24 protein-coding genes, 1 pseudogene and 1 riboswitch are annotated in these 25,379 nt (G+C 49.4%); of the genes and pseudogenes, 7 read left to right on the forward strand and 18 right to left on the reverse strand.

Going from position 1 to position 25,379, the window contains the following annotated elements:
* Positions 1-9 precede the first annotated feature (9 nt).
* A riboswitch (TPP riboswitch) is annotated at positions 10-116 on the reverse strand.
* A gap of 207 nt (positions 117-323) precedes the next feature.
* Both QOX44_RS10750 and QOX44_RS10755 read left to right on the forward strand, forming a co-directional pair.
* Positions 324-1,877: an ABC-F family ATP-binding cassette domain-containing protein gene (locus QOX44_RS10750; RefSeq protein WP_283683136.1), complete on the forward strand. Its 1,554-nt coding sequence runs from the start codon at positions 324-326 to the stop codon at positions 1,875-1,877.
* Between the two features lie 49 nt (positions 1,878-1,926).
* The gene (locus tag QOX44_RS10755; protein ID WP_283683137.1) at positions 1,927-2,949 is read left to right on the forward strand and encodes a calcium/sodium antiporter; all 1,023 of its coding nucleotides are present in this window, start codon (positions 1,927-1,929) and stop codon (positions 2,947-2,949) included.
* A gap of 5 nt (positions 2,950-2,954) precedes the next feature.
* Here the strand turns inward: QOX44_RS10755 and QOX44_RS10760 are convergent, their stop codons facing one another.
* Together QOX44_RS10760 and QOX44_RS10765 are read right to left on the reverse strand one after the other, a co-directional pair.
* Positions 2,955-3,755 carry an MBL fold metallo-hydrolase gene (locus QOX44_RS10760; protein WP_283683138.1) on the reverse strand — a complete coding sequence of 267 codons (801 nt, stop codon included), beginning with the start codon at positions 3,753-3,755 and terminating at the stop codon, positions 2,955-2,957.
* A gap of 129 nt (positions 3,756-3,884) precedes the next feature.
* A complete protein-coding gene (locus tag QOX44_RS10765; RefSeq protein WP_283683139.1) occupies positions 3,885-4,661 on the reverse strand; it encodes an SDR family oxidoreductase in 777 nt (258 codons plus the stop codon).
* Between the two features lie 240 nt (positions 4,662-4,901).
* Here QOX44_RS10765 and QOX44_RS10770 point away from each other — a divergent pair, with 240 nt between their 5' ends.
* The gene (locus tag QOX44_RS10770; RefSeq protein ID WP_283683140.1) at positions 4,902-6,026 is read left to right on the forward strand and encodes an ROK family transcriptional regulator; all 1,125 of its coding nucleotides are present in this window, start codon (positions 4,902-4,904) and stop codon (positions 6,024-6,026) included.
* Here the strand turns inward: QOX44_RS10770 and QOX44_RS10775 are convergent.
* The 7 genes and pseudogenes from QOX44_RS10775 to QOX44_RS10805 all read right to left on the reverse strand — a co-directional run bounded on the left by QOX44_RS10775 (position 6,016) and on the right by QOX44_RS10805 (position 13,130).
* The gene (locus QOX44_RS10775; protein ID WP_283683141.1) at positions 6,016-7,473 is read right to left on the reverse strand and encodes a glycoside hydrolase family 32 protein; all 1,458 of its coding nucleotides are present in this window, start codon (positions 7,471-7,473) and stop codon (positions 6,016-6,018) included. The two genes, QOX44_RS10770 and QOX44_RS10775, sit on opposite strands and share 11 nt — an antisense overlap.
* Positions 7,470-9,341 carry a PTS beta-glucoside transporter subunit IIBCA gene (locus QOX44_RS10780; protein ID WP_283683142.1) on the reverse strand — a complete coding sequence of 624 codons (1,872 nt, stop codon included), beginning with the start codon at positions 9,339-9,341 and terminating at the stop codon, positions 7,470-7,472. Before QOX44_RS10780 ends, QOX44_RS10775 begins: the two co-directional genes overlap by 4 nt.
* A gap of 313 nt (positions 9,342-9,654) precedes the next feature.
* The gene (locus tag QOX44_RS10785) at positions 9,655-10,644 is read right to left on the reverse strand and encodes a LacI family DNA-binding transcriptional regulator (protein WP_283683143.1); all 990 of its coding nucleotides are present in this window, start codon (positions 10,642-10,644) and stop codon (positions 9,655-9,657) included.
* Between the two features lie 162 nt (positions 10,645-10,806).
* Positions 10,807-11,160, reverse strand: coding sequence for a DUF1905 domain-containing protein (locus tag QOX44_RS18220; RefSeq protein ID WP_283683181.1), 354 nt, complete (start codon positions 11,158-11,160; stop codon positions 10,807-10,809).
* Positions 11,155-11,502, reverse strand: a pseudogene (locus tag QOX44_RS18225) (DUF2200 domain-containing protein); the annotation flags it as partial. The pseudogene QOX44_RS18225 and the gene QOX44_RS18220, both read right to left, overlap by 6 nt.
* A gap of 19 nt (positions 11,503-11,521) precedes the next feature.
* On the reverse strand, positions 11,522-12,322 hold the full coding sequence (locus QOX44_RS10800) for an ABC transporter permease (RefSeq protein WP_283683144.1): 801 nt from the start codon (positions 12,320-12,322) through the stop codon (positions 11,522-11,524).
* The gene (locus QOX44_RS10805) at positions 12,300-13,130 is read right to left on the reverse strand and encodes an ABC transporter ATP-binding protein (protein ID WP_283683146.1); all 831 of its coding nucleotides are present in this window, start codon (positions 13,128-13,130) and stop codon (positions 12,300-12,302) included. The genes QOX44_RS10800 and QOX44_RS10805 overlap by 23 nt, the downstream gene beginning before the upstream one ends.
* A gap of 230 nt (positions 13,131-13,360) precedes the next feature.
* On the opposite strand from QOX44_RS10805, the gene QOX44_RS10810 reads away from it, so the two are divergent.
* Positions 13,361-13,723, forward strand: a complete 363-nt coding sequence (locus QOX44_RS10810; protein WP_283683147.1) for a hypothetical protein — start codon at positions 13,361-13,363, stop codon at positions 13,721-13,723.
* Between the two features lie 1,212 nt (positions 13,724-14,935).
* Positions 14,936-15,427, forward strand: coding sequence for a QueT transporter family protein (locus tag QOX44_RS10815; RefSeq protein WP_283683148.1), 492 nt, complete (start codon positions 14,936-14,938; stop codon positions 15,425-15,427).
* 73 nt (positions 15,428-15,500) lie between these two features.
* On the opposite strand, the gene QOX44_RS10820 is transcribed toward QOX44_RS10815, so the two are convergent.
* The 4 genes from QOX44_RS10820 to QOX44_RS10835 all read right to left on the reverse strand — a co-directional run bounded on the left by QOX44_RS10820 (position 15,501) and on the right by QOX44_RS10835 (position 18,607).
* A complete protein-coding gene (locus QOX44_RS10820; protein WP_283683149.1) occupies positions 15,501-16,271 on the reverse strand; it encodes an ABC transporter permease subunit in 771 nt (256 codons plus the stop codon).
* The gene (locus QOX44_RS10825) at positions 16,268-17,182 is read right to left on the reverse strand and encodes an ABC transporter ATP-binding protein (protein WP_283683150.1); all 915 of its coding nucleotides are present in this window, start codon (positions 17,180-17,182) and stop codon (positions 16,268-16,270) included. The genes QOX44_RS10820 and QOX44_RS10825 overlap by 4 nt, the downstream gene beginning before the upstream one ends.
* Complete coding sequence (locus QOX44_RS10830) at positions 17,183-17,386, reverse strand: PLDc N-terminal domain-containing protein (protein WP_283683152.1); 204 nt, start codon at positions 17,384-17,386, stop codon at positions 17,183-17,185. It abuts the gene before it with no gap.
* Positions 17,387-17,476: 90 nt separating this feature from the next.
* Entirely contained in the window at positions 17,477-18,607 is a 1,131-nt protein-coding gene (locus QOX44_RS10835; RefSeq protein WP_283683154.1) for a helix-turn-helix domain-containing protein, read from the reverse strand.
* 284 nt (positions 18,608-18,891) lie between these two features.
* Here QOX44_RS10835 and QOX44_RS10840 point away from each other — a divergent pair, with 284 nt between their 5' ends.
* The gene (locus QOX44_RS10840; protein WP_283683155.1) at positions 18,892-20,283 is read left to right on the forward strand and encodes an alanine/glycine:cation symporter family protein; all 1,392 of its coding nucleotides are present in this window, start codon (positions 18,892-18,894) and stop codon (positions 20,281-20,283) included.
* Positions 20,284-20,500: 217 nt separating this feature from the next.
* On the opposite strand, the gene QOX44_RS10845 is transcribed toward QOX44_RS10840, so the two are convergent.
* Positions 20,501-20,650: a hypothetical protein gene (locus QOX44_RS10845; protein ID WP_283683157.1), complete on the reverse strand. Its 150-nt coding sequence runs from the start codon at positions 20,648-20,650 to the stop codon at positions 20,501-20,503.
* A gap of 51 nt (positions 20,651-20,701) precedes the next feature.
* On the opposite strand from QOX44_RS10845, the gene QOX44_RS10850 reads away from it, so the two are divergent.
* A complete protein-coding gene (locus QOX44_RS10850) occupies positions 20,702-21,274 on the forward strand; it encodes a C39 family peptidase (RefSeq protein WP_283683158.1) in 573 nt (190 codons plus the stop codon).
* Here the strand turns inward: QOX44_RS10850 and QOX44_RS10855 are convergent.
* From QOX44_RS10855 to rlmB, 4 genes are read right to left on the reverse strand one after another with little or no spacing between them, the layout of a single operon-like run.
* A complete protein-coding gene (locus tag QOX44_RS10855; RefSeq protein WP_283683159.1) occupies positions 21,253-22,344 on the reverse strand; it encodes an Mbeg1-like protein in 1,092 nt (363 codons plus the stop codon). The two genes, QOX44_RS10850 and QOX44_RS10855, sit on opposite strands and share 22 nt — an antisense overlap.
* 22 nt (positions 22,345-22,366) lie before the next feature.
* Entirely contained in the window at positions 22,367-23,014 is a 648-nt protein-coding gene (locus tag QOX44_RS10860) for a potassium channel family protein (protein WP_283683160.1), read from the reverse strand.
* A gap of 54 nt (positions 23,015-23,068) precedes the next feature.
* Entirely contained in the window at positions 23,069-24,463 is a 1,395-nt protein-coding gene (locus QOX44_RS10865; RefSeq protein WP_283683161.1) for a TrkH family potassium uptake protein, read from the reverse strand.
* A 10-nt stretch (positions 24,464-24,473) separates the two neighbouring features.
* The gene (gene rlmB / locus QOX44_RS10870) at positions 24,474-25,235 is read right to left on the reverse strand and encodes a 23S rRNA (guanosine(2251)-2'-O)-methyltransferase RlmB (RefSeq protein WP_283683182.1); all 762 of its coding nucleotides are present in this window, start codon (positions 25,233-25,235) and stop codon (positions 24,474-24,476) included.
* Between the last annotated feature and the right edge of the window lie 144 nt (positions 25,236-25,379).

Here is a 25,379-nt window from a genome sequence, read left to right on the forward strand (position 1 = left end):
CCCAGGCATGCATCTGAAAACGTATTTTCCTTCGCCAGCATTATCTGTATCAGGTTCTAAGGGTCAAAACCGTGCGGTTTACTCTCAGGTCTCCACGACCTCCCCGTTTTCGTTTTTCAGTATACTACAAAATATTTTGTACAGCAAGCATAATTTTTATCTTTCTTACGGGATACTGCTTCCCGGCAAATACCCAATTGACATTTCCCGTTTCCTTCCATATACTCTGTTATAATGTTTCCACATTGGCGCGATCAGCTGTACACGCGCAAAACACGAAAGTGTATTCTTTTTTTATACATTTTTTTAGAAAAGGAGTTCTCATGATTTTAAACGTAAAAAATTTAAGCCACGGCTTCGGTGACCGCGCGATCTTTGAAGATGTGTCCTTCCGTCTGTTAAAGGGAGAGCATATCGGACTGATCGGCGCGAACGGTGAAGGAAAATCTACTTTTATGAATATTATCACAGGAAAGCTCATGCCTGATGAGGGTACGGTCGAATGGGCAAAAAATGTCCGCGTCGGCTACCTTGACCAGCACGCGGTCCTGGAAAAGGGAATGACGATCCGCGATGTACTCAAGTCTGCTTTTGCCTTTCTCTTTGACATCGAAGCGTCTATGAATCAGATGTTCGATCAGATGGGAGAAGCGTCTCCGGAGGAAATGGAGCGTCTGCTCGAAGAGACAGGTACCTGTCAGGAAATGCTGGAGCACCATGATTTTTATATGATCGATGCAAAAGTCGATGAAGTCGCGCGCGCACTTGGGCTTTCCGATATCGGACTGGAGCGTGACGTCACAGAGCTCTCCGGCGGTCAGCGCACCAAGGTGCTAATGGCAAAGCTCCTTCTGGAGAAGCCCGATATCCTCCTGCTCGACGAGCCGACAAACTATTTGGATGAGCAGCACATCGAGTGGCTCAAACGCTATCTCAATGAATATGAAAATGCCTTTATCCTGATCTCGCACGACATTCCGTTTCTGAACAGCGTCGTCAACCTGATCTACCATATGGAAAATCAGAAGCTCGACCGCTACCCGGGGGACTACGATAAATTTCAGGAAGTCTATGCCATGAAAAAAGCGCAGCTTGAGGCAGCCTACAACCGCCAGCAGCAGGAGATCAGCGAGCTGAAAGATTTTGTCGCAAGAAATAAGGCGCGCGTCGCTACACGCAACATGGCAATGGCAAGACAGAAAAAATTAGACAAAATGGATATGATCGAGCTGGCAAAGGAAAAACCAAAGCCGGAGTTCCATTTCCGCACTGCCCGCGCCTGCGCAAAGGTGATCTTTGAGACGTCCGATCTCGTGATCGGCTACGGAGAACCGCTCTCAAAGCCGTTAAATATCCGCATGGAACGCGGGCAGAGGATCGCGCTTACGGGAGCAAACGGTATCGGAAAGACTACTCTTTTAAAGAGTCTCCTCGGACTGATCCCGCCGTATTCCGGAACGGTCCAAAGAGGCGATTACCAGTATATTGGATATTTTGAACAGGAGGCTGCGCCGGACAACACCATGACCTGTATCGAAGAGATCTGGCAGGAATTTCCGTCTCTGACACAGTATGAAGTGCGTTCCGCCCTTGCCAAATGCGGGCTTACCACGAAGCACATAGAAAGTCAGGTGCGCGTCCTCAGCGGGGGAGAGCAGGCAAAGGTACGTCTGTGCAAGATCATCAACACAGAGACCAACATCCTGCTGCTTGACGAGCCGACCAACCATCTGGACGTAGATGCCAAGGAAGAATTAAAACGCGCGCTTCAGGAATACAAGGGCAGTATCCTGCTCATCTGCCATGAGTCTGAATTTTACCAGGACGTAGTGGACGAGGTCTGGAACTGCCAGGAATGGTCGACAAAAATCCCCTGACGCTCTTTTCGATCCTGACATCATAACGTTTTAAAAAGGAGGCTTATTTATGTTTGTTCCTGTATTACTTTTTGCTTTGGGACTGCTGCTGCTGATCGTCGGCGGCAACCGGTTTGTCGATGGCGCAACCGGTATCGCTTACCGCTTTCACATACCGGAGCTGATCGTCGGAGCAACGATCGTATCCATCGGCACAACCCTGCCTGAGGTCATGGTATCGGCAACCTCTGCGCTGCAGGGGCACGGCGAGATCGCCTACGGCAACGCGATCGGCTCGATCATCTGCAACACTGCGCTGATCGCAGCCATCACGATCGCGGTCCGTCCCGGAAAGGCAGAACGCAGCTCGTTGAAAATACCAGTGCTCTTTTTCTTTGCAGCTGCTGTATTCTATTCTTTTTATGCCTACCATTTCGGGCATTTCAGCCGTATCTCCGGTGTGATACTGCTGACGATCTTTGCCGTCTACATGATCTGCACGATCAGGAACAGCCTGCCAAAACGCACAGAGCATCTGCACACTTCCCCACAGACGCAGACACAGGCAGCCGCAGACCAGACCTGTGCAAAGCAGGCGCCTGCCGGCGGTGTACAGGCACGTTCTCTTACCGTGGATCTTCTCTCTCTCGCAGTCGGCGCTGTGATGATCGCAATCGGCGCTGACCTGCTCGTAGACAACGGCACTCTGATCGCACAGGCGATCGGCGTACCGGAATCCGTGATCGCGCTTACCTTCGTAGCACTCGGCACCTCGCTGCCGGAGCTCGTAACAGCGATCACCTCACTGATCAAGGGACACAGCTCCCTTTCGCTTGGCAATATCATTGGAGCCAACCTGTTCAATCTGGTGTTTGTAAGCGGTATCTCGATCACCCTCGCTCCGTTTGACATTCCGCAAAGCTCCGTGATCGCCGGGCATAACGCTTCGCTCGTGCTTGACATCCCGCTGATGTTCTTTGTGATGCTCGTGCTGACCGTTCCGGTCTTTATCCGCAACAGGCTCTCCCGCATACAGGGTATTGTACTGCTTGCGGTCTATGGAGCCTACTGCATGTTTCAGTTTACGATGTGATGTTCTCAAATTTCAAATGTTTCCAGATCCTCCGGCACATACAGATTGCCATGGTAATACGCCCTGCCCTCTGCGCAGTAGCGTTCCCTGCGCGCGCTTCCGTGCGTCTCCTCTGTATGGTAGAGGATCAGATTCGGTATCTGCATCTGCTGCGCAAGCTCGCATGCCTCGCGCACCGTACTGTGATGCTTTTCATATGGCCGGAACTGATCGGCTTGTGCGTACAGACAGAAGGCCTCATGCATCAGCCAGTCGCTTCCCTCCACATACTGCTGTTCACAGGGATTATACGGCTCGTCTCCGCAGCAGGAAAGCTTCGTGCCCTCCGGGGTCGTAAGCGTAAAGCCAAACTGACGTGCCTTTGTCGATCCAATATCAAAAAATGTCACCGGGCATCCGATGATCTGTCTCGTCTCACCGGAAGAGACGGGAACCAGGCGGATGCGCTCCCCGATATGCTTGGTGACCTTTTTCTGGATCGTCAGCCCTGCGATCGTGGTCAGCGTATCTACCAGTCCCTCATGACAGTAGATCCGCAGCTCTCCCTCATACTTCCCCTGATTTATTTTTTGTCCGATCATGCGGATCAGCCAGATCATCCCGAGCAGATGATCAATATGCTCGTGCGTCAGAAAAATATCATGGATCTCCTCCAGCGGGATCCGGCTCTCCTCCAGAACCTGCAGGATCCGGTTCCCACCTCCTGCATCCACCAGAAAATGTCCCTCTTCATTCGTAAGACAAAAACATGTATTATACCGTTTCGTCACTGTCGCGTTGCCTGTTCCGAGAATCGTCAGTCTCATACCTTTTCCTCCTTCGCTTTTTCCATACAGATTCTATTAGAATCATACCATAATTTCCCTGTTCGTTCACTTCTTTTTCTTTCACGCGCAGCAGGATCACAGTATAACAGATCTGACGAGAGGCTGCGCCTAGAAACAGGTAAAGGCTCCGTCGATCACAAAGTCTGCGCCTGTTGTAAACGTACTCGTATCTCCTGCAAGGTAAACGCAGATCCCCTCCAGCTCCTCCGGTCTTCCCATCCTTCCAAGCGGCGCCATTTCATTCCACCTGTCGATAAGCGGGACCAGCGATGGGGCATTCAGCGTCAGCTCCGTGCCGATGTATCCCGGACTGATACTGTTTACGCGCACTCCCCGCTTTGCCCATTCTATCGCAAGCGATCTTGTCAGCTGGATCACCGCAGCTTTTGACGCATTGTAGGCGCACTGCGGCTGCGGCACATTTACAATATGAGCCGACATGGACGCCGTATTGATGATAGAACCGCCTCCATGCGCCAGCATATATTTTCCTGCCGCTATGTCTGTCAGAAAAATCCCGTTGAGATTTACATCGATCACTCGGCTCCACTGCTCATACGTCATCTCCTCCGCCGGGGCATTTATGCAAATCCCGGCATTGTTATGACAAAAATCAAGCCCGCCAAGCTCTGCACTCACCTGATCTACCATAGCCTCCACCTCTTCTTTGCTGGTGCAGTCTGTCTTTATGGCAATGACCTTTCTCCCGGTCAGTGCTGCGATTTCTCCGGCCGTCTTCTGCGCCTGCGCAAAATCCACATCAACGATCGCCACATCGGCTCCGGCCTGTGCAAACGCAGTGGCTGTACACTTGCCGATCCCCCGTGCCGCTCCTGTCACAAACCCTTTTTTTCCATCCAGTCGCATGTTTTCTATAATTCCCATAACGCTCCTCCTGTTTTGTAATTTATTTTGTAAAATAGTTTAGCAAATTACAATTACATAATAGTTTGAAAAGCGCTTCCCGTCAATCTGTAATATTGAACAATATCTTCCCCCTGATTTTGTGCAAACCCGCCAGTAGAAGGCACGCCGCATTCTTGGTATAATAGGAACACTTCATGAGCCCAGGTACACACAACGGCGCATGCAGTGATCTACTTTTATCGAATGGATGAACAGACTATGAAAAAAAGCATTACTCCAAATCAGATTAAGGAAAACAACCGAAATCTCATATACCAGTACATTTACCTCAACCAAAATGTCTCCCAGCAGGATATTTCCTACAATCTGCATCTGAGCAGACCGACTGTCACAGCCAATCTGAATGCTCTGGAAGAGGATGGGATGATCGTCAAAAGCGGGCTGATCCATACCGAATATGTCGGACGCAAGGCAGCCGCCTATACGATCGTGTCTGATTTTCGTGTGGGGATCGGGGTAGAAATACTCGGAAATGAAATAAAGATTCTCGCAGCAGACCTCTATGGAAGAGAGATCAAAAGCTGCGTACATGAGCTTGCCTATAAAAACGATGCTGCATATTTTCAGAACGTATGCAAAGAGATCCTTGCCTTCCGGGATTCTGCCATGCTTTGTGACGAGCAGATCCTCGGAGTCGGCTTTGCCATACAGGGACTGATCTCTCCGGACGCGCAAACCGTCCTTTATGGAAAGATCCTCGCGTGTACCGGGCTGTCCATTACTGCATTTTCCACCTATCTGCCTTATCCGTGCGCATTTATCCACGATGCAGACAGCGCCGCCACTGCGGAGCTGTGGATATCTCCCGATTTGAAGGATGCTTTTTATCTTTCTCTTGGCAGACATCTGGGCGCTTCTCTGATCGCAGACCGAAAGCTGATCACCGGAGATCACGGCCACAGCTCGACGATCGAGCATATTGTGATGGAGCCAAATGGAAAGCTGTGCTATTGCGGAAAAAGGGGCTGTATGGAAACCCTGTGTTCGATTGACGCGCTTCTGGAAAAATCAGAGGACCCAGACGCCTTTTTCGGGCAGGTACGCAGCCTCGAGCCCGCTGCCTGCACACGGTGGAGAAGCTATCTGAAGCATCTGGCGCGCGCCATTAACCTGCTCCACCTGATCTACGACAAAACGTTTATTCTGGGAGGCTATCTTGCTCCCTATCTGAATGAGAGCGACCTTACTTTTCTTTATGAAGAAATCCGACAACTCACTCCATTTCCTGAGTCATCGGATTTTCTCCAGATCAGCAAGATGCCAAAGCATATGATTCCTATCGGAGCAGCGCTTCCTTTTATCCAGCAGTTTCTTATGCTGTAGGAAGCGTCCCGCGGTATGAAAAGCTCCCCAGACGGTACACGCAGACTGCGCCGTCTGTGCCGCTTTGCAAAAAGCGTACGGTCTGTGACAGCGTATCGCTGTACACTCTTGTCGTCATAACCTCCTCGCCGTCATTGATAAATATCTCGATCGAGGATGTGTCTGAAAATACGGTAAAGCTGCGCAGACTCTGAAGCCAGACGGTACGCCGCTTTCTGCCATGCCCGCTTTTTCCAAGCTCCAGTGCAAGGACATGCTCACGGTAGGTAAGCGTCACATCCTCGCGAAGCTGCAGAATCATAGAAGCTTCCACATCCTCTCTTTGTACAGACATCTCAAAACAGCAGTCTGATGTATTCCAGCTGTCAAAGGACTGTATTGCGGTCATCCGTTTTTCCTGACGGAGGCGCTTCATCTCCTCCATCGGCTGCTGGATCAGACGCCCTTCCCGGAAAGTAAGTACCCTCGGCATCGTCAGCGCGTGGATCCAGTCATATGCGACCGTCGCATCGTTATCGTAATCCGCATCCGGTATCCCCATCCAGCCGATCAGGATGCGTCTGCCTCTCTCATCCTGAAACGTCTGCGCCGCATAGATATCAAAGCCCTTATCCAGCTCACAAAACGCTCCAAGCCGGTATTCCCGTTTTTCAAAATCAAGCTCTGCCGGAAAATATCCGCACTGATATACATTCTGATACTTATGTCCATCCTGGGAAAGACCCTGCGGACAGACCATCAGGAGCTTATGTCCATCCAGCTCAAACAGATCAGGACATTCCCACATGTATCCGAACGGTTCCTGCGTCTGGATGCGGTCAAGATAGCTCCAGCTCTTTAAATCCTCTGAGACAAACAGCAGGGCACAGCCGCGGGAGCTGGCATCCCGCGCTCCCTGGATCATATAGTATCTGCCCTTTTCACAGTAGATTTTCGGGTCGCGGACATGTTTTGACATTCCGGACGAATAATCCCCGTTCGTCATGACCAGATGCTTTTCCCCGGCCTGCATTCCGTCTGCGCTGACAAAATGGATCGTGTTCTGCTCCCGTCCCTCCATAATGTAATCATACGGCTGATCCGTAAGCTTTACATTTCCGGTATAAAAATAATGGATCTGTCCATCCTGCACAAAAGCCGAGCCGCTGTATACACCGTCCCGGTCCCATGCACAGTCCGGGAACAAAAACGGTTCACATTCCTCAAAATGCAACCAGTCCTCTGTCGTGTAATGTCCCCAGAGCTTCGTCCCCCAGCCTGCCAGAAACGGCGTATACTGAAAATAAATATGGTAGATACCCCGAAACTGGCAAAGCCCGTTCGGATCATTCATCCACCCGGTCGGGGGCATGAGATGAAAATGAAGCCGGTTCGGATCATTCTTCACAGACTCCCGCATATAGAGGAAATCCGGTTTTTGTTTCTCATATTCTTCTCTGTTCATCATAGATTCTCTGCAAGCCCCTCTACCTTCACCGTGCAATTTTCCGGTCTGTCTGTCACAAGCATGGCCACCTCTGCAGAATACCCTCTGCCCTCGATCAGCTCTTTATCAAACAGGAGCAGGCGCTCTCCCGCTCTGACCACGCTTCCCTCTTTCGTGCAGACTGTAAAGCCCTCTCCTTCGAGCTTTACGGTATCCACACCACAGTGGATCAGTATGCCAAGACCATTTTCCGTCTCAATTCCTACTGCGTGACCGCCCGGATACACAAATTTAACAGTCCCGTCACATGGAGCGAGTACCTCCGCTTTTGCTTCCTGCGGCTTTACCATGATCCCGTCCCCGAGCATCTTCTGCGCAAATGTCGGATCAGAAGATTCTGTGATCGGTAAAACCTCTCCCCGAACCGGAGCCTTGAGGAAGATCTGTGCTTCCGATGCCGCTGACTTTGACTCTTTACTGACAGGCTGCTTCTTTCCCGCCATTTTCCCGAAGCAGATCGTGACAAGGCCTCCGATCAGCAGCGCGATCAGATGCGCAATTATATAATTTACATACCCGTTATTTGCCGGATTCGCGATCGCGATTCCCGGAACCGCCGTTGTACCAAATCCAAATGCAGTCAGCCTGGAAAAGTATACGTATGCGCCTGCCGCCGCACCGCCGATACAGCCTCCGATCAGCGGATAACGATACCTCAGGTTCACACCAAAGATCGCCGGTTCGCTGATACCAAAAAGTGTAGACAGAAAACTTGGGATGCAAAGCTCCCTGGTCTTTACATTTTTCCAGTTCACTGCCAGATAGCCAAGTACTGCTCCGCCCTGTCCCATCAGTGCAACAGACATCAGCGGATTAATAAAGTTTGTCCCCGTATCAGCGATAAGCTGCGCTTCCACGGCTCCAATAATATGATGCAGACCTGTGATCACGACAAGCTGCTGCACCCCTGCAAACAGCGCGTAACCAAATGCCCCCAGATGGTTCGTTCCCCATACAAGCGCGTTCGTGATCGCGTCAGAGAGGATCCGGCCTACCGGACCAATGCAGGTAAACAGCAGTACCGTCGAGATAAATACCGTCAAAAGCGGAGCGACCAGAAGCTTGATCACATCCGGGATTTTTTTATTAAAGAAAATATCAAGTCTGGCCACGATATATCCCATCATCAGAGCAATAATGATCCCGCCCTGAAAGCCGACCAGCTCAACCTTCAGCCCGAACAGACTGATCACTTCCGGATCTGCAAGTCCCTGCGCCGCCTGGTAGGCATTCGCAAGCGAGCCGTCCAGCATGATCGCTCCCACTACCATACCGAGCACTGGATTGCCGCCGAACCGCTTTACAGCAGAATAGCACACTGCCATAGGCAGGATCGCAAAGATTCCATTAGAAGCAAGACTCACAAGCTTATTGATCGCATACATCGTCTCATTTTCTCTGACAATATCCAGGCCTCCAAGCACCCCGGTCAGTCCCATAAGAAGCGCCGCTGCCAGAAGAGCCGGCATGATACCGATAAATACATCCGATAAAGCCTTGATCACTGCCTGCACCGGATTCTGTTTCTTTGCACTCTCTGCCTTCAGATCGCCCAGAGACATATTTTCTGTATGCGTATACCTGGCAAACACCTCATAGACCTCGTTGACGACGCCTGCTCCAAAAATGAGCTGTAACTGATTTCCCGCTACAAACGCTCCTTTTACCCTGCTTACATTTTCCAGCTGCTCCATGTCTGCCTTGTCATTATCCTTAAGGACAATACGCAGTCTCGTCGCACAGTGCGCAGATCCCTGAATGTTCTCCATTCCCCCTGCACATTTCACAATTTCTTCCGAAATTTTCAGGTACTCTTCCTGCTTACCCATTTTTACTTCTCCTCTCTTACATTCCTGTTTCCTCTTTTGGAACCGGTTTCTTTTTGTATTGTCATTATATCTTTCAATATTTATTGTGTCAATGGATTCTGCATGGAAAAATTATTTTTGGAATCGGTTCCAAATTTGCACTCTCGTTTTTGTGGAAACTGTACAAAAATCTGCCAACAAAAAAGAGAAGGGCGCCGCAGCATACGTCCGTTTGCATCCTTTCACATGTATGCTGCACACTCTCCTCTATCAAATTCCGTCCTCCCATGCGTACTCCTGTCCTGCGGTCCGCCTGTCGGGATATCCGGCTCTGTCATCCCTCTTTTACACTGCTGCGCCGGATCAGACGATGCGGGATCATTTGTACCGCGCTTACCGGCTTTCCCTGTATCATCTGAAGGATCGTCTCCGCACTGACATTTCCAAACTGTATCCCGTCAAATGCAACCGTAGCAAGCGGCGGCATCAGCAGCTCACTCGTCTCATAATCGCCGAACCCCACCACAGAAACCTCCTCTCCCACCGTGATCTGACGTTCATACAGTACCCGGTACACGCCCTGCGCGATCCGGTCGGTCGCACAGATCACTGCATCCGGCACACTTCTCTCATCCAGAAGCCTGCGCATCCGTTCCACGGCATCTTCATAAAAAAAGGTTGTCTTTGCAATCTCTATCTTCTCTGCGCCGCTCTGTCTCAGCCCATCCAAAACTCCCTGTCTGCGCTCTCCGCCTACAGAGGGATCCTCCTCTCCTACCCAGAGCAGCACAACATCTGCCGCTCCGCTGCCTCCGATATACCTGCCCACATCCGCGCCGGCCTGATAATCATCATAGATCACACAATTTCCGTAGGGCGTGCGCTGGCCCAAAAACAGGATCGGCAGCTCTGTGCGCTCCATAACTTCCCTGTGACGGTCTGTCACTCCGGTAGACAAGACCAGTATCCCGTCCACATTCATCCGCTTTAGCCGTTCAATGCTGCGCACCTCTTCATCCAGGTCATTGCCTGTGTGCATAATAAGCGGCGTATACTCCTCATGCTTCAGATATGCCACGATCACTTCCACCAGCCGCGGCGTTGTCACAGAATTAAATCCCGGCACGATCAGCCCTATAATGCGGCTGCTTTTGGCACTCAGCCGCGCAAACACATTCGGCTCATAATTGTGCTCCTCGATTACCTTCTTGATCTTCAGCCCTGTCTCATATTTTACACTTCCGCCGTTTAAGTACCGCGAAACCGTACTTTTCGCCACACCCGAAAGCTGCGCTATCTCATTGATCGTCATTTTGCCTGCCATAATCCGTCCTTCTCACGCTTCCTCTTACTGATTAACGGGTTTTATGTGCTTCTTCCGCCAATAATACCCTGTATCACACTACAGGCATAATTATAATAACAATCCGCCGCCATTTGCAACACCCTTTTTCTTTCCCGGCAGTACCTGCGAAATCTGGTCATCCTATTTTTTTTGCTGTGCAATACGGAAGCTTACCGTAACTCTTACGGTATCTCCAGGCTGCTTTCCTATTTTGGCCCGAATCTCTTTTCTGATACCAATAATATAACAAACAGAGCCATCTTCATTTTTTACTCCCATATTCACGATACTGCCAGAATACGGCTCACCATCAAACGTAATATCTGCCTTCACCCGACCTCTTCCAAACTCCTTACGGATATCTTTTGGAAAACGCACATAAGCGCCGCCCTTTTCGGGAACAGGTTCAATTACTGCATCAAACAGATACGTTTTTTCAACAGGGGTGCTAGCTGCTTCGCAGACCTGTGTCTGTCCACGCAGTATTTTTTCCATAGCTTTGCCTTTGGCAAGCTCATCAATGAGTTTATCCAGATACCGGGTTTCCTGCATCAGCGGTTCTTTGATATCTTCTACGCGCACGCCACACACAACGCCAGTTATCTGCTTCCGGTTTGGATTTAATTGTGGGGCGTTACGAAAAAAGTCACCGTATGTCAGGGAACCTGCCGCAGCCTTTTCAATTTCTTCTGCGGTATATCCTGTCAGCCAGATGATTACCTGTTTCACTTCCGCGAGTGTACGCCCTTTTTTCTCCGCTTTGCTGACCAGAAGCGGAGAAATTTTGCCAAAACTCATTCCATAAATTTTATCATTGCTCATACCGTTTTCTCCCATTCTTCTCCCTGCAAAATTATCAAATATGTAAATCTTTCTTACAAAAAGTACGAATTCCAACAAGGAAAAACAGAATAGCCCCAAAAAGTAAAAGCAAGCTTCCGAGCATTGCCCTGTTTTCTCCTGCTACAATTCCGGTTGCGTCAAAGAGTGTGAAAAATGTGCAGTATTTCATCTTACCGGCTTTGCCTCCTGCATTGGACAACATCTCAAGCACATACATAAATGCAGGAATCCCTGCGCCAAACGCTACGCTGTACTTTGTATCTGAAAAAACACAGGAAGCAAGGAAACAGATGCTTCCAATAAAAAGATGCAGGCACAAAAGAGCTGCGTTTAATTTTAACAACTCCGGTACCACCAGTTCTCCCGGAAAACTGCTCTGTGCGATCAGGAGTTCCAAACCGGTCGTATAGAGCAGGAGGAGAACGATTCCGCTGATCAGTACAAACATCTGTGTCATTACAATCGTTCTTCTTTTTACCGGAGCAGCCACCAAAGTGACCATAGAGCCTTTATCTACATACTTTGCGATCAGCCCGTTTCCACGCAAAATACTGAATACCATCGGGAAGATCAGCAATATAAAACCATAAAGATAAGAAACCATAAAGCCGATCAGACTGGTTGCCCCGGCACGCATGCCGACAGCAGCCATTAGTGCAGGCATAGCCTCCACAAAGCCGTCCAATATAGCCATCAATTCCGGATCGTACATACTGATAATGACAGAAATATACATTGTCATAACAGCAGCCAAAAGAAGAAGCAGCTTAACGCTTCCTTTCATTTCCCGCTTATATAATGTCCAGCTGATCATTTTCTCCTCCATAATAATGTAAAAAGATGTTTTCAAGGCTTTGTTTTGCCGCAACATGAACAGTTGTGCCGTCGCAAACGCCCTCAAAATCTTCTGCAAATGCCCGTGCCTGCTCTGGGGATTCCAGCGTAACTGTGTAAGTTCGCATGTGACGCTTCCTTAATGCATCCACTGAGTCAACGGCCACAAGCTTCCCGCTGCGAATGATCCCAATTCGATCACACGTACGTTCAACTTCATCAAATATGTGGCTCGATAACAAAATGGTCTTTCCTTTTTTCTTTTCTTCTGCAATCAGTTCAGTAAACCGGTTCTGCATCAGCGGATCAAGACCACTGGTAGGCTCATCAAGAATCAGAATATCCGGATCGTGCATAAAAGCGGCGACAATCCCAAGCTTCTGCTTCATACCTTTGCTCATTTTTTTGATTTTACTCCCCGGATCCAGCTCAAATCGATCCAGCATCTCCTCCATACGATTATCCTTCCCAAGTTTTCGATAATCGGCTACGAATTTCAAAAATTCCCTGCCATTCATATGATCAAAAAAACTGATCTCCCCCGGTATATAACCGACATATTTCTGAATTTTTTCCTGATCCTTCCAACAATCCATCCCGCTGATCTGACAGCTTCCAGCTTTTGGCTTAATAAACCCCATCAGATGACGAATGGTTGTAGTCTTGCCGGCGCCATTCGGACCGAGGAACCCAAAAACCTCCCCCTTTTCTGCCTGAAAAGAAATATTAAAAATTCCTTTTCCTGATCCATAATCCCGGGTCAGGTTCCGAATACGAATCACACTCATTGGTGCTCCTCCTCAATACTGTCATTTATCAAAAGAAAGCCGTTTGTCATCCTTCCTATTATGTCTTATTATATCGGCAGCTGAAAATATATCAACAGTTTATTTTGATCACCCTAATAACACAGGCAAAAATGCTACTAATAAATCAAAAAATTGTGGAATTGGCTCAAAAATAGTGCTATAGTACAATTACAATTTGTGGAAAACTAAAAAAGAGAAGGATTAAAATAATGATTAAAAAAATTGCTATTATACCATATGTAACTAACGGAAGAAATTCGCAGGTTGGACGTGACGGACACTTTAATATTTTTAGAAAAAAGAGAAGTACTGTATTAAAAGAAAATTTGCAGTCCGCACTTGCATCAAAAAATCAGGAAGTGGAAGTAGTTATTGATGTTAATCATGGAGATTTACAATTTCTAAAACGCGAAGGAGTAAACTTGTTTTTGATTCCAGAAGATATTGCAAGTTATATGGACTATAGCGGTATTAATATGGAAGAATGTTTTAAGTTAACACACGATGAATATGAAAGCGGAAATGTAGACAGACTCGTGAAATATATAGAAAAGACCAAATACTATTGTTAAAATGCAGGGAGGGATTGCCAACGATTACTTGACAGTAACAACTGCCTTTTATTCCCGAAATAGGCTTGAATCCTGCCGCCGGATATGCTATAGTGATAACAGAAAAGGGAAAGTCAGAAACACACGGCCTACCCTCGACAATGACAAACTACATGCTTTACAGCATCAGCCGTCACTATTGCGAGTAGTGGCGGCTATTTTCTTCCCTTGAAGATCTCGTAGCAAAGACCAACAAGAGCGACAATGAGTAAACAAAACTGAAACAAATCAGCGTATGTAATCATTGGCATCGCCCTCCTTTCCTCTTTGGTCTGGAGGGTCAAGCCCTCCGAGGTGGAGGGTAGGCCGCCTTTTATGTGCTCTGACTTTCCGTGATGCCAGTATAGCACATCTGCTCTCTATTTTCTTTTGCAAAATCAATTTCGTTCATCAAAGTCCTGTCGCCGAAACCCCAATAAGGCATCCGTGATATCACTTTACCTGACTCTCCTGTAAAAGAACTTGAAAATTATATGTCTATGATATATGATTGTAGCGGCAAAACAAGACTGTTTGAAATTTCCAGGCAATCATTCTACTGTCCCATGAAGAAGATTTGAGGAAGGTGAATCACCAAGAGTATTAGGTGAATCAAGAGACAGAAAAATAACTGATTGTGTTGTATCAGAAATATATGACGATCGTAGCGAAGAATATGGATTGTGTGATTCTGATTACACGCCAGAATGTTGCATTCCTGTCATTTATAACGATAATGAAGAAATGGGATCAATTCAACTTGACGAATCATTAACAGAAGCAAGTATTATGAATAAGATAAAAAATGAATTGGATTCTTTAAAGGAATTGAAGAAGCCAACCAAAGAACAACCGTAACAGAAAAACGTATTAAAAAGCCCCTGTAGCAGGTGAATATTTCTGTTACCGAGGATATTTTATTTCTTTATTTTTTTCATTTTGGCTTGATTTTGGCTTAACCGTTGCATCCCCAAAAATTATGTGCTATACTAACCCACGTTATAAAGCCCGCAAAAACAAGGTCTTACAGGGCTTTCGCCGATTTCCGGCGTAGGCCATATACCTGCGGTATATGCCTCCGCGGCGTTCGTCAGATATCCATGCCAGCATGGCTGCCTGACTCACTGCTGCGCGAAAATGAATCGAGTGTTCGTGACCTTCCACTCGTAAAACAAAACTAAAGGAGAACTGAATATGAAAGACAAAAAAGTATTGTTCCTCGTCCATGCAGCGGCAATCGCTGCAGTCTACGTCGTACTGACGCTGATATTCGCGCCGTTTGGGTTTGGTGAGATACAGGTGCGCATTTCCGAAGCGCTGACGGTCCTGCCATACTTCACCCCGGCGGCTATCCCCGGTCTGTTTGTGGGATGCCTGATCGGAAATACGGTCGGCGGAGCGATCCCCATTGACATTATCTGTGGAAGTATCGCGACACTGATCGGCGCGCTCATCACTTACCGTCTGCGCAGCTACCGCCGCCTTGCTCCGGTGGGGCCGATCGCGGCAAACACCGTGATCGTACCATTCGTGCTCCGCTTTGGCTACGGCGTCCCGCTCCCGATCCCATTTATGATGCTCACAGTAGGCATCGGCGAGGTTATTTCCTGCGGCATTATCGGTATGGTCGTTCTGACCGCACTGGAGCGCTATCGCAGCGTTCTTTTTAAAGAGGCCGCAGTATAACAGAAAAGAGGTTGTGAAAGATCCAGCTGTCCCTTTGGATAGCTGGATCTTTCCGTATCCGCAGCTTCTCTTCTCACACTGCCTGTTTCTTCATTCCCATTGCCGCTGCCAGCAGATTTCCCGCAGTCAGCGCCGCTCCGACACACAGTGCACTGACAAACCGGGATGGCTCTGTGCTGTTATCAAGAAGTCCTGTCGCAGACAGCAGCGTTGTGGGAAGATAGCTTTGTACCCTTGGAAGGATATGCAGCAGATATGAAAGCGCCGTCACCAACACGACTGTGCCGAGCGCCCCTCCTGCACTGCGAAACAGCACAGAACCAAGGAGCAAAAGGGAGAGCATCCAAAGTCCTGCTGCATATGCGCACAGCGCAGCAAACGCGCAGTGTGAAAGGATGGCGTTATCCCAGAAATATGCCGTATACGCATACGTCACAAGATACATCAGCCAGTATCCCACGGTCCATAAAGCACACAGTACGGCAGCCTTTGATGCGAGTATCTTCCAGCGGGCAAGCCCCTTTGCGATCATGTGCACCATTGTTCCCTTCTGATATTCTCCTGCCAGGATCCCGCCAAAGATCAGCAGAAACACGATCAGCACCATCGGGAAATTTTTATAAAACTGCGTCCACGACGTCATCGCATCCACCCTGACTCCCGTCACGGCAAGCCCCTGCTCTGCCATACTCGAGGCCATCGTCTCAAGCAGCCACGGCGTCAGCTTCGCAACAGCCGGGTTCATGATCCCGAACAGTAAAAAGAGGATCGTAACTAATACAGCCTTTCCACTGCGGACTATTTCCAGAAGCTCCTTTTTTGTAAATGATGCCAGTGCTCTCATATACGCTCCTCCCCTCCAGTCAGCTCCATAAACAGTGTTTCCAGGGATGGCTCCAGCATTTCTATTTTCCGGACGGGAATCCCCTGCTGCACAAAAAGCTGCATTGCCTTTTGCATGTCACGCCGGCTTCTGCCCTCATAAAGAAGCGTGGTTGCGTCCGTCCTGCGTCCTCCCGGAACGATCTGCCCAAATGGCTGCACATCCTGCGCGCGCACAAATTCTATTACAAAACCGGATGCACGGTCTTCTGCCTTCCACTCCTCCAGCGAACCGCCAAACACGATCCTGCCGCGGTGCAGAAGCGCGACCTCATCACAGATGCGCTCCACATCCGATAAAATATGCGTCGAAAATAAAACTGTTGTATCGTTTCGGACAGACGATAAAAGATCCAGGATCTCCTTTCTCCCCGATGGATCGAGCGCTGAGGTAGGCTCGTCACAGATCAGAAGCTGCGGACGGTTCATAAGCGCCTGCGCGATACCAAGTCTCTGCTTCATCCCCCGTGAAAACCCGTGGATCCTCCGGCGTTCTTTTTCAAGTCCTACAAGCGCGAGCAGACGGATCGCTTCTGTGCGCGCCTGCATCCTGTCCATTCCTGACACACCGCCGCACAGCATCAGATACTCAAGCGGTGTCATAAATCCATAAAACTCCGGCACATCCGGCAGATATCCAATATAACGGTTCGTCCGGTTTTCTCCGTAAACGACTTTTTCTCCGTTTACGAAGATCTCACCCCGATCCATTTTCAACAGTCCGAGGATCAGCTTCATCGTAGTAGTCTTTCCAGCTCCATTCTCCCCGATAAACCCGAATACACTGTGTGCCGGCACAGAAAAGCTCAGATCCTTCAGTACGCTTCTGCTCCCGAATGACTTTGACACATGAGAAATCTCCAGCATTTTCATTTACGCATCCTCTTTTCCAAATATAAAATACAAAACCGGTCCGACAAACTCCATCCCGATCAACGCTACGACAAGCCACAGGGCACGGCTGCCCCGCTTATACGTTTTATGTGTCAAAATGTGATACAGCGTGTAAAAAAGCAGTCCGAACTGTACGATGATAAGCGGTATCAAAAACGGTAACATTTCCTTTATCTCTGCCATACTCTTTCGATCATCCAATTGTCCGCTACAGGGTCAGTGGATGTTCCTCCCTTCTCTTTTTTCTGATATTATGGTTTCCTGCAAAGGCTCTCACCCGGCTTTTTCAATCATCCGGCGAAGCTTTTCAAATTCCGGCCTGTCCGCAAGACCTGCAAATGCCGGATGCGAAAGACCTCCCAGCGCACTTGCCCGGATCACTGACTTATCGCGCGGCGCGCGGTTCCCAAGATCTGAGCTGTCATACCAGCTGGAGATACAGTTAAAATATGCGTCGTCATGCCGGGTCAGATGATCATCTGAAAGCATCCAGCACAGAATCCTCCCATACCGGTAAAGCCGCTCAAACGCCGGCTCCTCCATGTCGTTCATCGCATAGACCGACGCCGCCTGCAGCTCAAACTGCGCCATTACATTTGCATGGATGGCTGACAGCCCATAGGCTTCATTGACCGCATCGATCCTTCGGATCGTTTCCTGGCATATCGTAAGATCATCTCTGTGAAGCCCGATATAGCACGCTGCATCTGTGACGAGTCCGCCAAGGTACTGATACATGCGGATCTGCGTAAACGCATCCGCCCGCTGCGTCTGTCCTGTCATCTGATACGCCTGGATCAGAACAGAATCCTCCTGCGTCATCCGGTATGGATCTAGCGCTTCCTCAAGCGTCTCGATCACTTCCGCATGCCTTCCAAGCTGCAGGTCGCTAAAGGCACGCAGCATCATCGCATCGCTGCTGGTACCAACCTCCTTGCACTGCTCCATGATATGACTGCACAGATCGGAGACCTGAGCAAGGATCTCCTGCTGCTCCTCCTGCGTTTTGGCAAGCATCGTGTGATTCACCCAAAGCGCAGCCATGGACAAAAGAAACGGATAGCAGGAATAATAGCGCTTCACATACTGGCGGCTTTGCTCCATCACCTCCTCAAATGGCTCTGCTGCAAATGCTGCCGCAAGCTCCTGGTAGATCTTCTGTATCTGCTTTTTTTCAAGCTGCGGTTCGTACCCGAGCAGCTCGTCAACAGTCACATCAAAAAATGCCGCAAGCTGCGGAAGAATGAAAATATCAGGCGTACTCTGAGCATTTTCCCATTTCGACACCGAGGCCTTTGTTACACCGACGAAGGCTGCGAGCTCCTCCTGCGTGATCCTCTTTTCCCGCCGCAGCCTTATAAGATTTTCCGGCAGCCTGAGCGGATTACTGTTTATTCTGATCATACTTTCCTCCCTGTATATGTCTGTTTCTGTGTATTGCTTTTCTTCAAGTATAGCCCCGGCTGATCCGTTCGGCAATGGAGGCGTACGATATTTTATGATACTAAATCAACTGTCAGGAAACTTTCCTGCATCTCCTCCTTCCTCTCCCGCTTTTCTAATTTTCTTCTTTCTATTTTCGCCCTTTTATGATAGAATTTTAATATTAGCATCGCGCTGACGCTGTGCATTGTCAAAAGGCAGTCTGCATACACGATGCTCTATATTACAAAGATTGGATGTGTGCTATGTTACAATTGATCGAACAAATCAACACCGCAGTCAACAACTTCGTGTGGGGAGTCCCCGCTATGGTATGTATCATCGGCGTGGGTCTGTATCTCAGCCTGCGCACCGGTTTTATCCAGCTGCGCAAATTCCCGTACGCGATGAAATGTACGCTCGGTCGTATGTTTAAAAAACGGGAGGCCTCAGACGGAGCCCTCACACCGTTTCAGGCAGTCTGTACGGCGCTTGCCGCTACTGTCGGTACCGGAAATATCGCAGGTGTGGCCGGCGCTATCGCGATCGGCGGACCCGGCGCTGTATTTTGGATGTGGATCTCGGCACTGCTTGGCATGTGTACAAAATTTACAGAGGTTACGCTCGCCGTCCACTTCCGCGAAAAGAATAAGGATGGCGACTGGGTCGGCGGACCTATGTACTACATCAAGAACGGTCTTGGGAAAAAATGGATGTGGCTGGCTTATATTTTCTGTATATTCGGTATTTTCACCGTATTTGGCACAGGCAATGCCACGCAGGTCAACACGATCACTGCGGCAGTCAATTCTGCTCTGATCAATTTCCACGTGATTACTCCAGACGCGGCTGACATCTCCAGCGTGATCATCGGCGTTCTTATTACAGTCCTTGTCGCTTTGATCCTTCTGGGCGGTATCAAGCGCATCGGCAATGTGACCGAGCGTCTCGTTCCTGTCATGGCAGCGCTCTATATCGTACTTTCTCTCGGGGTCGTATTTATAAACATCGACCAGGTGCCTGCTGTATTGGGAAGCATCATTTCCGGTGCCTTTCATCCTTCAGCAGTTACCGGCGGGATCGTGGGAAGTATGTTTCTCGCCATGCAAAAAGGCGTCTCCCGGGGGATCTTCTCCAATGAAGCAGGCCTTGGTACCGGATCGATCGCCCATGCCTGCGCAGATACTCGCAAGCCGGTAAAGCAGGGGCTTTTCGGTATCTTTGAAGTGTTTATGGATACCATCGTGATCTGTACGCTGACCGCGCTCGTTGTCCTTTTAAGCGGTGTTCCGGTTCCTTATGGCGAAGCAGCAGGAGCAGAGCTGACGATCGCCGGATTTACACACGTATATGGAAACTGGATCTCCATTTTCACAGCGATCGCAATGTGCTGCTTCGCATTTTCCACCACGATCGGATGGGGACTGTACGGCTCACGCTGTATCGAGTTTCTGTTTGGTTCCAGGACAGTCAGACCGTTTATGCTGATTTATTCTCTTGTTTCTATCATCGGCGCAACCATGAACCTCGGGCTGATCTGGAGTATTGCCGAAACCTTCAACGGGCTGATGGCGATCCCCAACCTGATCGCACTGTTCCTGCTCTCAGGCACAGCAGTCAGGCTGACAAAAGATTACTTTGCCAAAGAGCGGACATAACACCAGAAATGTTTCTTATCACAAAAAAGGATGCTCCAAAATACAGAGCACCACGGATCTCCGACCTGTTTTTACAAAAAGCATATGCGTTTTCGCAAAACGACCGGAACAGATGCCGCTGGCTGTATTTGGAACATCCTTTTTTTATTTATATGTAACAGGAGCTGCTATGAAAATCCTACCTACTCGCAAATGTTTATCGAAAATAATCTGTTGCTTATCTGTTGTGTGCCTTTCGTGCGGTCCCTTCGCCGCCGATCCTGCCGCATCTGCTGCCGATGGCTGTGCCCCTTCTTCTGTACAGGCACCACTCTCCGGCGCTGACCTCATCGAAAACGGCGCCAAATGGCTCCATATTTTCACGCACGCGTTATCTTATCCCCCGGAGCTTCTGCATGCCCTCAGGCGAAATCCTGAAATGCTGGACTTTGTCTCCGGCTACCTCACCACTCCCTCCAGGACCGCCAAAGAGCTGGTATTTCCCGAACCCTCCCGGAGCTGTCCGCTTTTCATCCAGTGGGACTCCCGCTGGGGCTATGCACCATACGGCCGCACAAACATCGGGATCTCCGGATGCGGTCCTACCTGTCTTTCTATGGTGCTTTACTATTTTACCGGGAACCCGGTGCTGACCCCTGATTTCCTGTCCCAAAAAGCTATGGATGAGGGCTACTATGTGGACGGAGTCGGTACTGACTGGTCCTTTATGAGCAGAGCCTGCGAAGATTATGGCGTAAACGCAACACAGTATTCCTGGATGACAGAGCGCCAGATGCGCTCTGCTGCAGACGACGGAGCGCTGATCATCTGTGCAATGGGCCCCGGTGATTTTACTGACGCAGGACATTTCATCGTGATCAGAGGAGCGTCCGAAGAAGGCTTTTTGATCAATGATCCTTTCAGCTATGCCAACAGTGAAAAGGTATGGGATTACGACACCTTATCGGAGCAGTGGAAACAGTTATGGGTCTATGAACCTCCATGCCGATAATTTCTCGCCGTCTCAAACAGCTTTCGCAGGATCTGCCAGAAGCTGTTCTGATAGTATCTGTCCATCTGGCAAAACCCGCTGCATACCATCCGCAGTATATGAAATGGTTTTTTCATCAGCTGAGAGACATTCGTGACATGCGCAGCTCTCAGGAGGCGATACGTCATTTCAACAAACAGTATGATCTGCTGTCGGCTAAGAGAGTCCATCCAGCTGTTAAAGATAGCAGACTTGCGCGCATTCTTGCTTCGCACTTCCTTCAGATAGACAAATTTTCCATCCCTGATCATCCACTGCATCAGATCATGCTGTCCCATTCCGGTCCGATAGCTTCGGACAACACGATAGTCGGATCCATTCACAAACATCGCGCCCACGATCGCCTGTTCGGGCATGATCTTGCAGCATTTTCTGCGAATGCGGCAAAAGCCCGGCTTCTCATAAAAGCTTCTGCGAAACCCTGGCCCGTCAAAGCTGTAAATGCGCCGGATCCTCTCCTGTATCTGCTGCGGAGCACAGGCTGCCGCATACAAAGCCAGATTTCCTCCCTTGGAATGGCCTCCGAGGATCATTCTTCCTTCCGTATAGCGGGCAGCTCCTTTCAGATATGCCAGCGCGCTCTTTTGAGCCGGAACAGTCTTCATATAGCTCATGTTGAAGTCCTCTTTCCACCCCACAAGAGTCTCATCTGTTCCCCGGAAAGAGACATAGACACTCGTCCGGCCAAGCAGGAAGGTGACAGCTGCAAACTGTCCCTCCTTCTCCTCATCAAGCCATTCTTTATAGCAGGCGGCCCGCACCTGCCTGTACCTGCGGCTTGATGCCACCAGGAAAAATATTCTGCGATGCTGTTTTCCATAAAGCGGGTCGGCAAACATCTGCTCTGCCCGGGGATGCTGTGCCATCTCCTGCCAGCTCACTGCGCTTCCCTTTCCAAAACCAGGTACAATGTCCTTCATTTTAAGATAAGAAAGCTGTGCGAGCACAAGCGCATCCACCTCTGAAAATGGCGTCTCACGAAAGCTTTTGTCCCCGTATTCCTTCAGATACTGTACCAGGTTCGACTTCAAACGCATCCCTCCAAAACAGATATTATTTCTTGAATTTCTCCAGGTCTGTATTTTCTCCGACCACGATAAGAATCTCATCGTCTCTGAGCTTCTCATTTGGATCAATCTTTACGCTCACGGTATCCCCGTATTTGATACCGATCACATTGAGGTTATATTTCTCTCTGATCTGCAGCTCGATCAGATTCTTTCCGCACCACTGCCGTGGCACTTCCATTTCTACAAGGCTGTATTTAGGGGAAAGCTCGATCCAGTCTGCGAAGTTATCCGCGACCAGATATTTTGCCATGCGCCGCCCCATCTCTACCTCCGGGTATATGATCTTATGCGCGCCTACATTTCTGAGGATCTTCTCATGAAGATTATTTCTTGCCTTTGCGAGAATCCTCGGTATACCGATCTCGCTGCACTGCATCGTAGTCACAATACTTGCTTCGAGATCCTCTGTGATCGCTATGATCGCACCATCGAGATTTCTAAGCCCGAGATTCTGAAATACATCCTGATCATCGACATTGGCGCAGATCGCATAGCTGACCTCATCTGCAATCTCCTGGATCACCTCCGGATCTTTATCTACCACGATGATCTCGCAGCCAAGCTGCTGCAGCGTCACTGCGATACTCTTTCCAAATCTTCCCGCGCCAAATACTACATACTGTTTTTTCATCTCAATCCACCCATCCTTCAGGCTCTACGCCATATGTTCAGGAGCATGCTCCCATCACCCTACCATCACACGCTCTTCCGGCAGAGTTCTTCCATTTTTATTTTTTCCGATCTTAGAGGCGAACAGCAGCACAAGCGTCACCGGTCCGAGCCGTCCCATATACATAAGCCCGATCAGCACAAGCTTGCTTGCCGCACACAGTCGTGGTGTGATCCCTGTCGAAAGACCCACCGTGCCGACCGCTGAAGCTGACTCATAGAGTACATCCATAAAACGCAGCGGCTCAAAAAGCAGGATCAGCATGGTTCCCAGCATCATCACAAGGAAAGAAACCAATGTCACGGAAAAAGCCGTCCTGACAGTATAGTACGGTATCTTTCTGCGGAAACACTCGGTATCCGGTGTTCCCTTTAATACCGACCAGCAGTTCAAAAGTAAAATCATGACCGTCGTCGTCTTGATGCCGCCTGCCGTTCCTCCAGGTGAACCGCCGATAAACATCAGCATACAGGAGAGCAGCTTGGACTCTTCCCAGAATGCCCCCTGCGGAACAGTGAAAAAGCCTGCTGTCCTCGTTGTCACAGACTGGAACATGGACGCCATCCATTTCTCTGCAACGGACATTTCTCCCAGCGTATGAGGATTTTTGTATTCCATGATAAAAAAAGCAAGCGCACCTCCAAATACAAGCACCAGCGTCATACACAGCGTCAGCTTCGTATGAAGGCGCATCTTCTGCAGCGCGCGTCCCACCGTATATTCGCGGCTGATGATGCGTTTTACCGTACGCGTCACATCCTGCCAGACAATAAAGCCGAGACCGCTCACGATGATCAGTCCCATCGTGACAATATTCACAAGAGGATTGGCCTGATATTGCTGGAGACTGGTCTCCCCCAGAATATCAATACCCGCGTTACAGAATGCAGAGACAGAATGGAATACGGAATACCATACCCCGCGGAAAAATCCATACTCCGGCACAAACTGAAAGGCATAGAAAAATGCTCCGATCCCTTCTACAAGAAATGTGCCCTTGAGCACATATTTGAGCATGACGACAAGTCCGCTCATCGTATTGAGATTGTAGCTCTCCTGTATGATCACCCGGCTCCTGACCGTGATCTGCCGGCGCAGGATCAAAAAAACTGCCATCGTACAGGCAACGATCCCAAGCCCTCCAAGCTGGATCAGCAAAAGCAGGATCACCTTCCCGAGCATGGTAAACTGAGCCGCCGGTACGATCGTCACAAGTCCCGTCACGCACACAGCAGAGCACGCGGTAAAGAGCGCGTCAATGAAATTGAGCCACTTGCCGTCTGCATTGCACACAGGCAGAGACAGCAGGACTCCTCCTAAAAAAATAACCAGTGCAAAGCCTGTCACCATGATCTGCGAAGCAGTCATGTGCATTTCTACTTTTTTTATAATCTTTTTTAATCTGTCCATGGCTGACCTTTTATATATTTTTAAAATTCCTTTGCCGCACGATCTCATATGCAAGCACGCCCGCTGCGACTGAGGCATTCAGAGAGTCGATATTCCCCTGCATCGGGATCGATGCTGTAAAGTCGCATTTTTCCTTCACAAGCCTGCTGACGCCTTCTCCCTCATTTCCGATGACAAGCCCGATCGGTCCGGTCAGATTCTGGCGATACATCGGCTCCGCTCCCATATCTGCGCATACAAACCAGATCCCCTCTTTTTTCAGCTCCTCGATCGTATTTCCCAGATTCGTCACACGCGCGACCGGTGTGTAATTCAGCGCGCCTGCCGAGGTACGCGCCACAGTAGCGGTAAGCCCCGCTGCCCTGCGCTTTGGAATGATCACCCCGTGCGCGCCTGCCAGATTTGCAGTACGGATGATCGCGCCAAGATTATGCGGATCCTCAATATTGTCAAGCAGGAACAAAAACGGATCCTCGCCTTTTTTCCGCGCCTGTTCAAGGATATCCTCCACAGTCGCATACTCGTACGCTGCCGCATACGCGATCACCCCCTGGTGATGCCCGGTCTGTGAGATCTGGTCAAGCCGCTCCCGGCGCACATAGTCAACGACCAGCTCCCGCTTCGCCGCTTCCCGCCTGATCGTCTGCACCGGACCGTCCTGACATCCGTCCTGAATGAACAGGCGGTCTATCGCTCTGCCGCCGCGCAGCGCCTCAATGACTGCATTTCTTCCTTCGATGAGTCTTTCATCCTCTGCCTGCTCCTGCGTCATCGGATCAAAACAGCTCCTGTCTGCGCGCCGCGGCACGCCTGTTTCCCTGCGTTTTTCTCTATATGGCATCCTTCTGCCCTCTCCTGCGTCCTCCTGACGTGAAAAACGCGATCTGCCTTCCGGTCTTTTTACTTCCTTTTTCAT

The organism is Parablautia sp. Marseille-Q6255, from assembly GCF_951230155.1.
In the GTDB taxonomy this organism is placed as follows: domain Bacteria; phylum Bacillota; class Clostridia; order Lachnospirales; family Lachnospiraceae; genus Choladousia.

Coding starts and splice junctions, on each gene's coding strand:
- QOX44_RS10785 (WP_283683143.1), bottom strand. CDS start 10,644: ATGGCAGGCAAAATGACGATCAATGAGATAGCGCAGCTTTCGGGTGTG.
- rlmB (WP_283683182.1), bottom strand. CDS start 25,235: ATGACGCAGGAGCAGGCAGAGGATGAAAGACTCATCGAAGGAAGAAAT.
- QOX44_RS10800 (WP_283683144.1), bottom strand. CDS start 12,322: ATGATCAGCTGGACATTATATAAGCGGGAAATGAAAGGAAGCGTTAAG.
- QOX44_RS10780 (WP_283683142.1), bottom strand. CDS start 9,341: ATGGGTAAGCAGGAAGAGTACCTGAAAATTTCGGAAGAAATTGTGAAA.
- QOX44_RS10830 (WP_283683152.1), bottom strand. CDS start 17,386: ATGGCAGAGATAAAGGAAATGTTACCGTTTTTGATACCGCTTATCATC.
- QOX44_RS10865 (WP_283683161.1), bottom strand. CDS start 24,463: ATGGACAGATTAAAAAAGATTATAAAAAAAGTAGAAATGCACATGACT.
- QOX44_RS10820 (WP_283683149.1), bottom strand. CDS start 16,271: ATGAGAGCACTGGCATCATTTACAAAAAAGGAGCTTCTGGAAATAGTC.
- QOX44_RS10775 (WP_283683141.1), bottom strand. CDS start 7,473: ATGATGAACAGAGAAGAATATGAGAAACAAAAACCGGATTTCCTCTAT.
- QOX44_RS10835 (WP_283683154.1), bottom strand. CDS start 18,607: ATGATCAGAATAAACAGTAATCCGCTCAGGCTGCCGGAAAATCTTATA.
- QOX44_RS10825 (WP_283683150.1), bottom strand. CDS start 17,182: ATGAAAATGCTGGAGATTTCTCATGTGTCAAAGTCATTCGGGAGCAGA.
- QOX44_RS10805 (WP_283683146.1), bottom strand. CDS start 13,130: ATGAGTGTGATTCGTATTCGGAACCTGACCCGGGATTATGGATCAGGA.
- QOX44_RS10810 (WP_283683147.1), top strand. CDS start 13,361: ATGATTAAAAAAATTGCTATTATACCATATGTAACTAACGGAAGAAAT.
- QOX44_RS10760 (WP_283683138.1), bottom strand. CDS start 3,755: ATGAGACTGACGATTCTCGGAACAGGCAACGCGACAGTGACGAAACGG.
- QOX44_RS10770 (WP_283683140.1), top strand. CDS start 4,902: ATGAAAAAAAGCATTACTCCAAATCAGATTAAGGAAAACAACCGAAAT.
- QOX44_RS10755 (WP_283683137.1), top strand. CDS start 1,927: ATGTTTGTTCCTGTATTACTTTTTGCTTTGGGACTGCTGCTGCTGATC.
- QOX44_RS10815 (WP_283683148.1), top strand. CDS start 14,936: ATGAAAGACAAAAAAGTATTGTTCCTCGTCCATGCAGCGGCAATCGCT.
- QOX44_RS10765 (WP_283683139.1), bottom strand. CDS start 4,661: ATGGGAATTATAGAAAACATGCGACTGGATGGAAAAAAAGGGTTTGTG.
- QOX44_RS10860 (WP_283683160.1), bottom strand. CDS start 23,014: ATGAAAAAACAGTATGTAGTATTTGGCGCGGGAAGATTTGGAAAGAGT.
- QOX44_RS10850 (WP_283683158.1), top strand. CDS start 20,702: ATGCTGGACTTTGTCTCCGGCTACCTCACCACTCCCTCCAGGACCGCC.
- QOX44_RS10750 (WP_283683136.1), top strand. CDS start 324: ATGATTTTAAACGTAAAAAATTTAAGCCACGGCTTCGGTGACCGCGCG.
- QOX44_RS10840 (WP_283683155.1), top strand. CDS start 18,892: ATGTTACAATTGATCGAACAAATCAACACCGCAGTCAACAACTTCGTG.
- QOX44_RS18220 (WP_283683181.1), bottom strand. CDS start 11,160: ATGGAAAAAATACTGCGTGGACAGACACAGGTCTGCGAAGCAGCTAGC.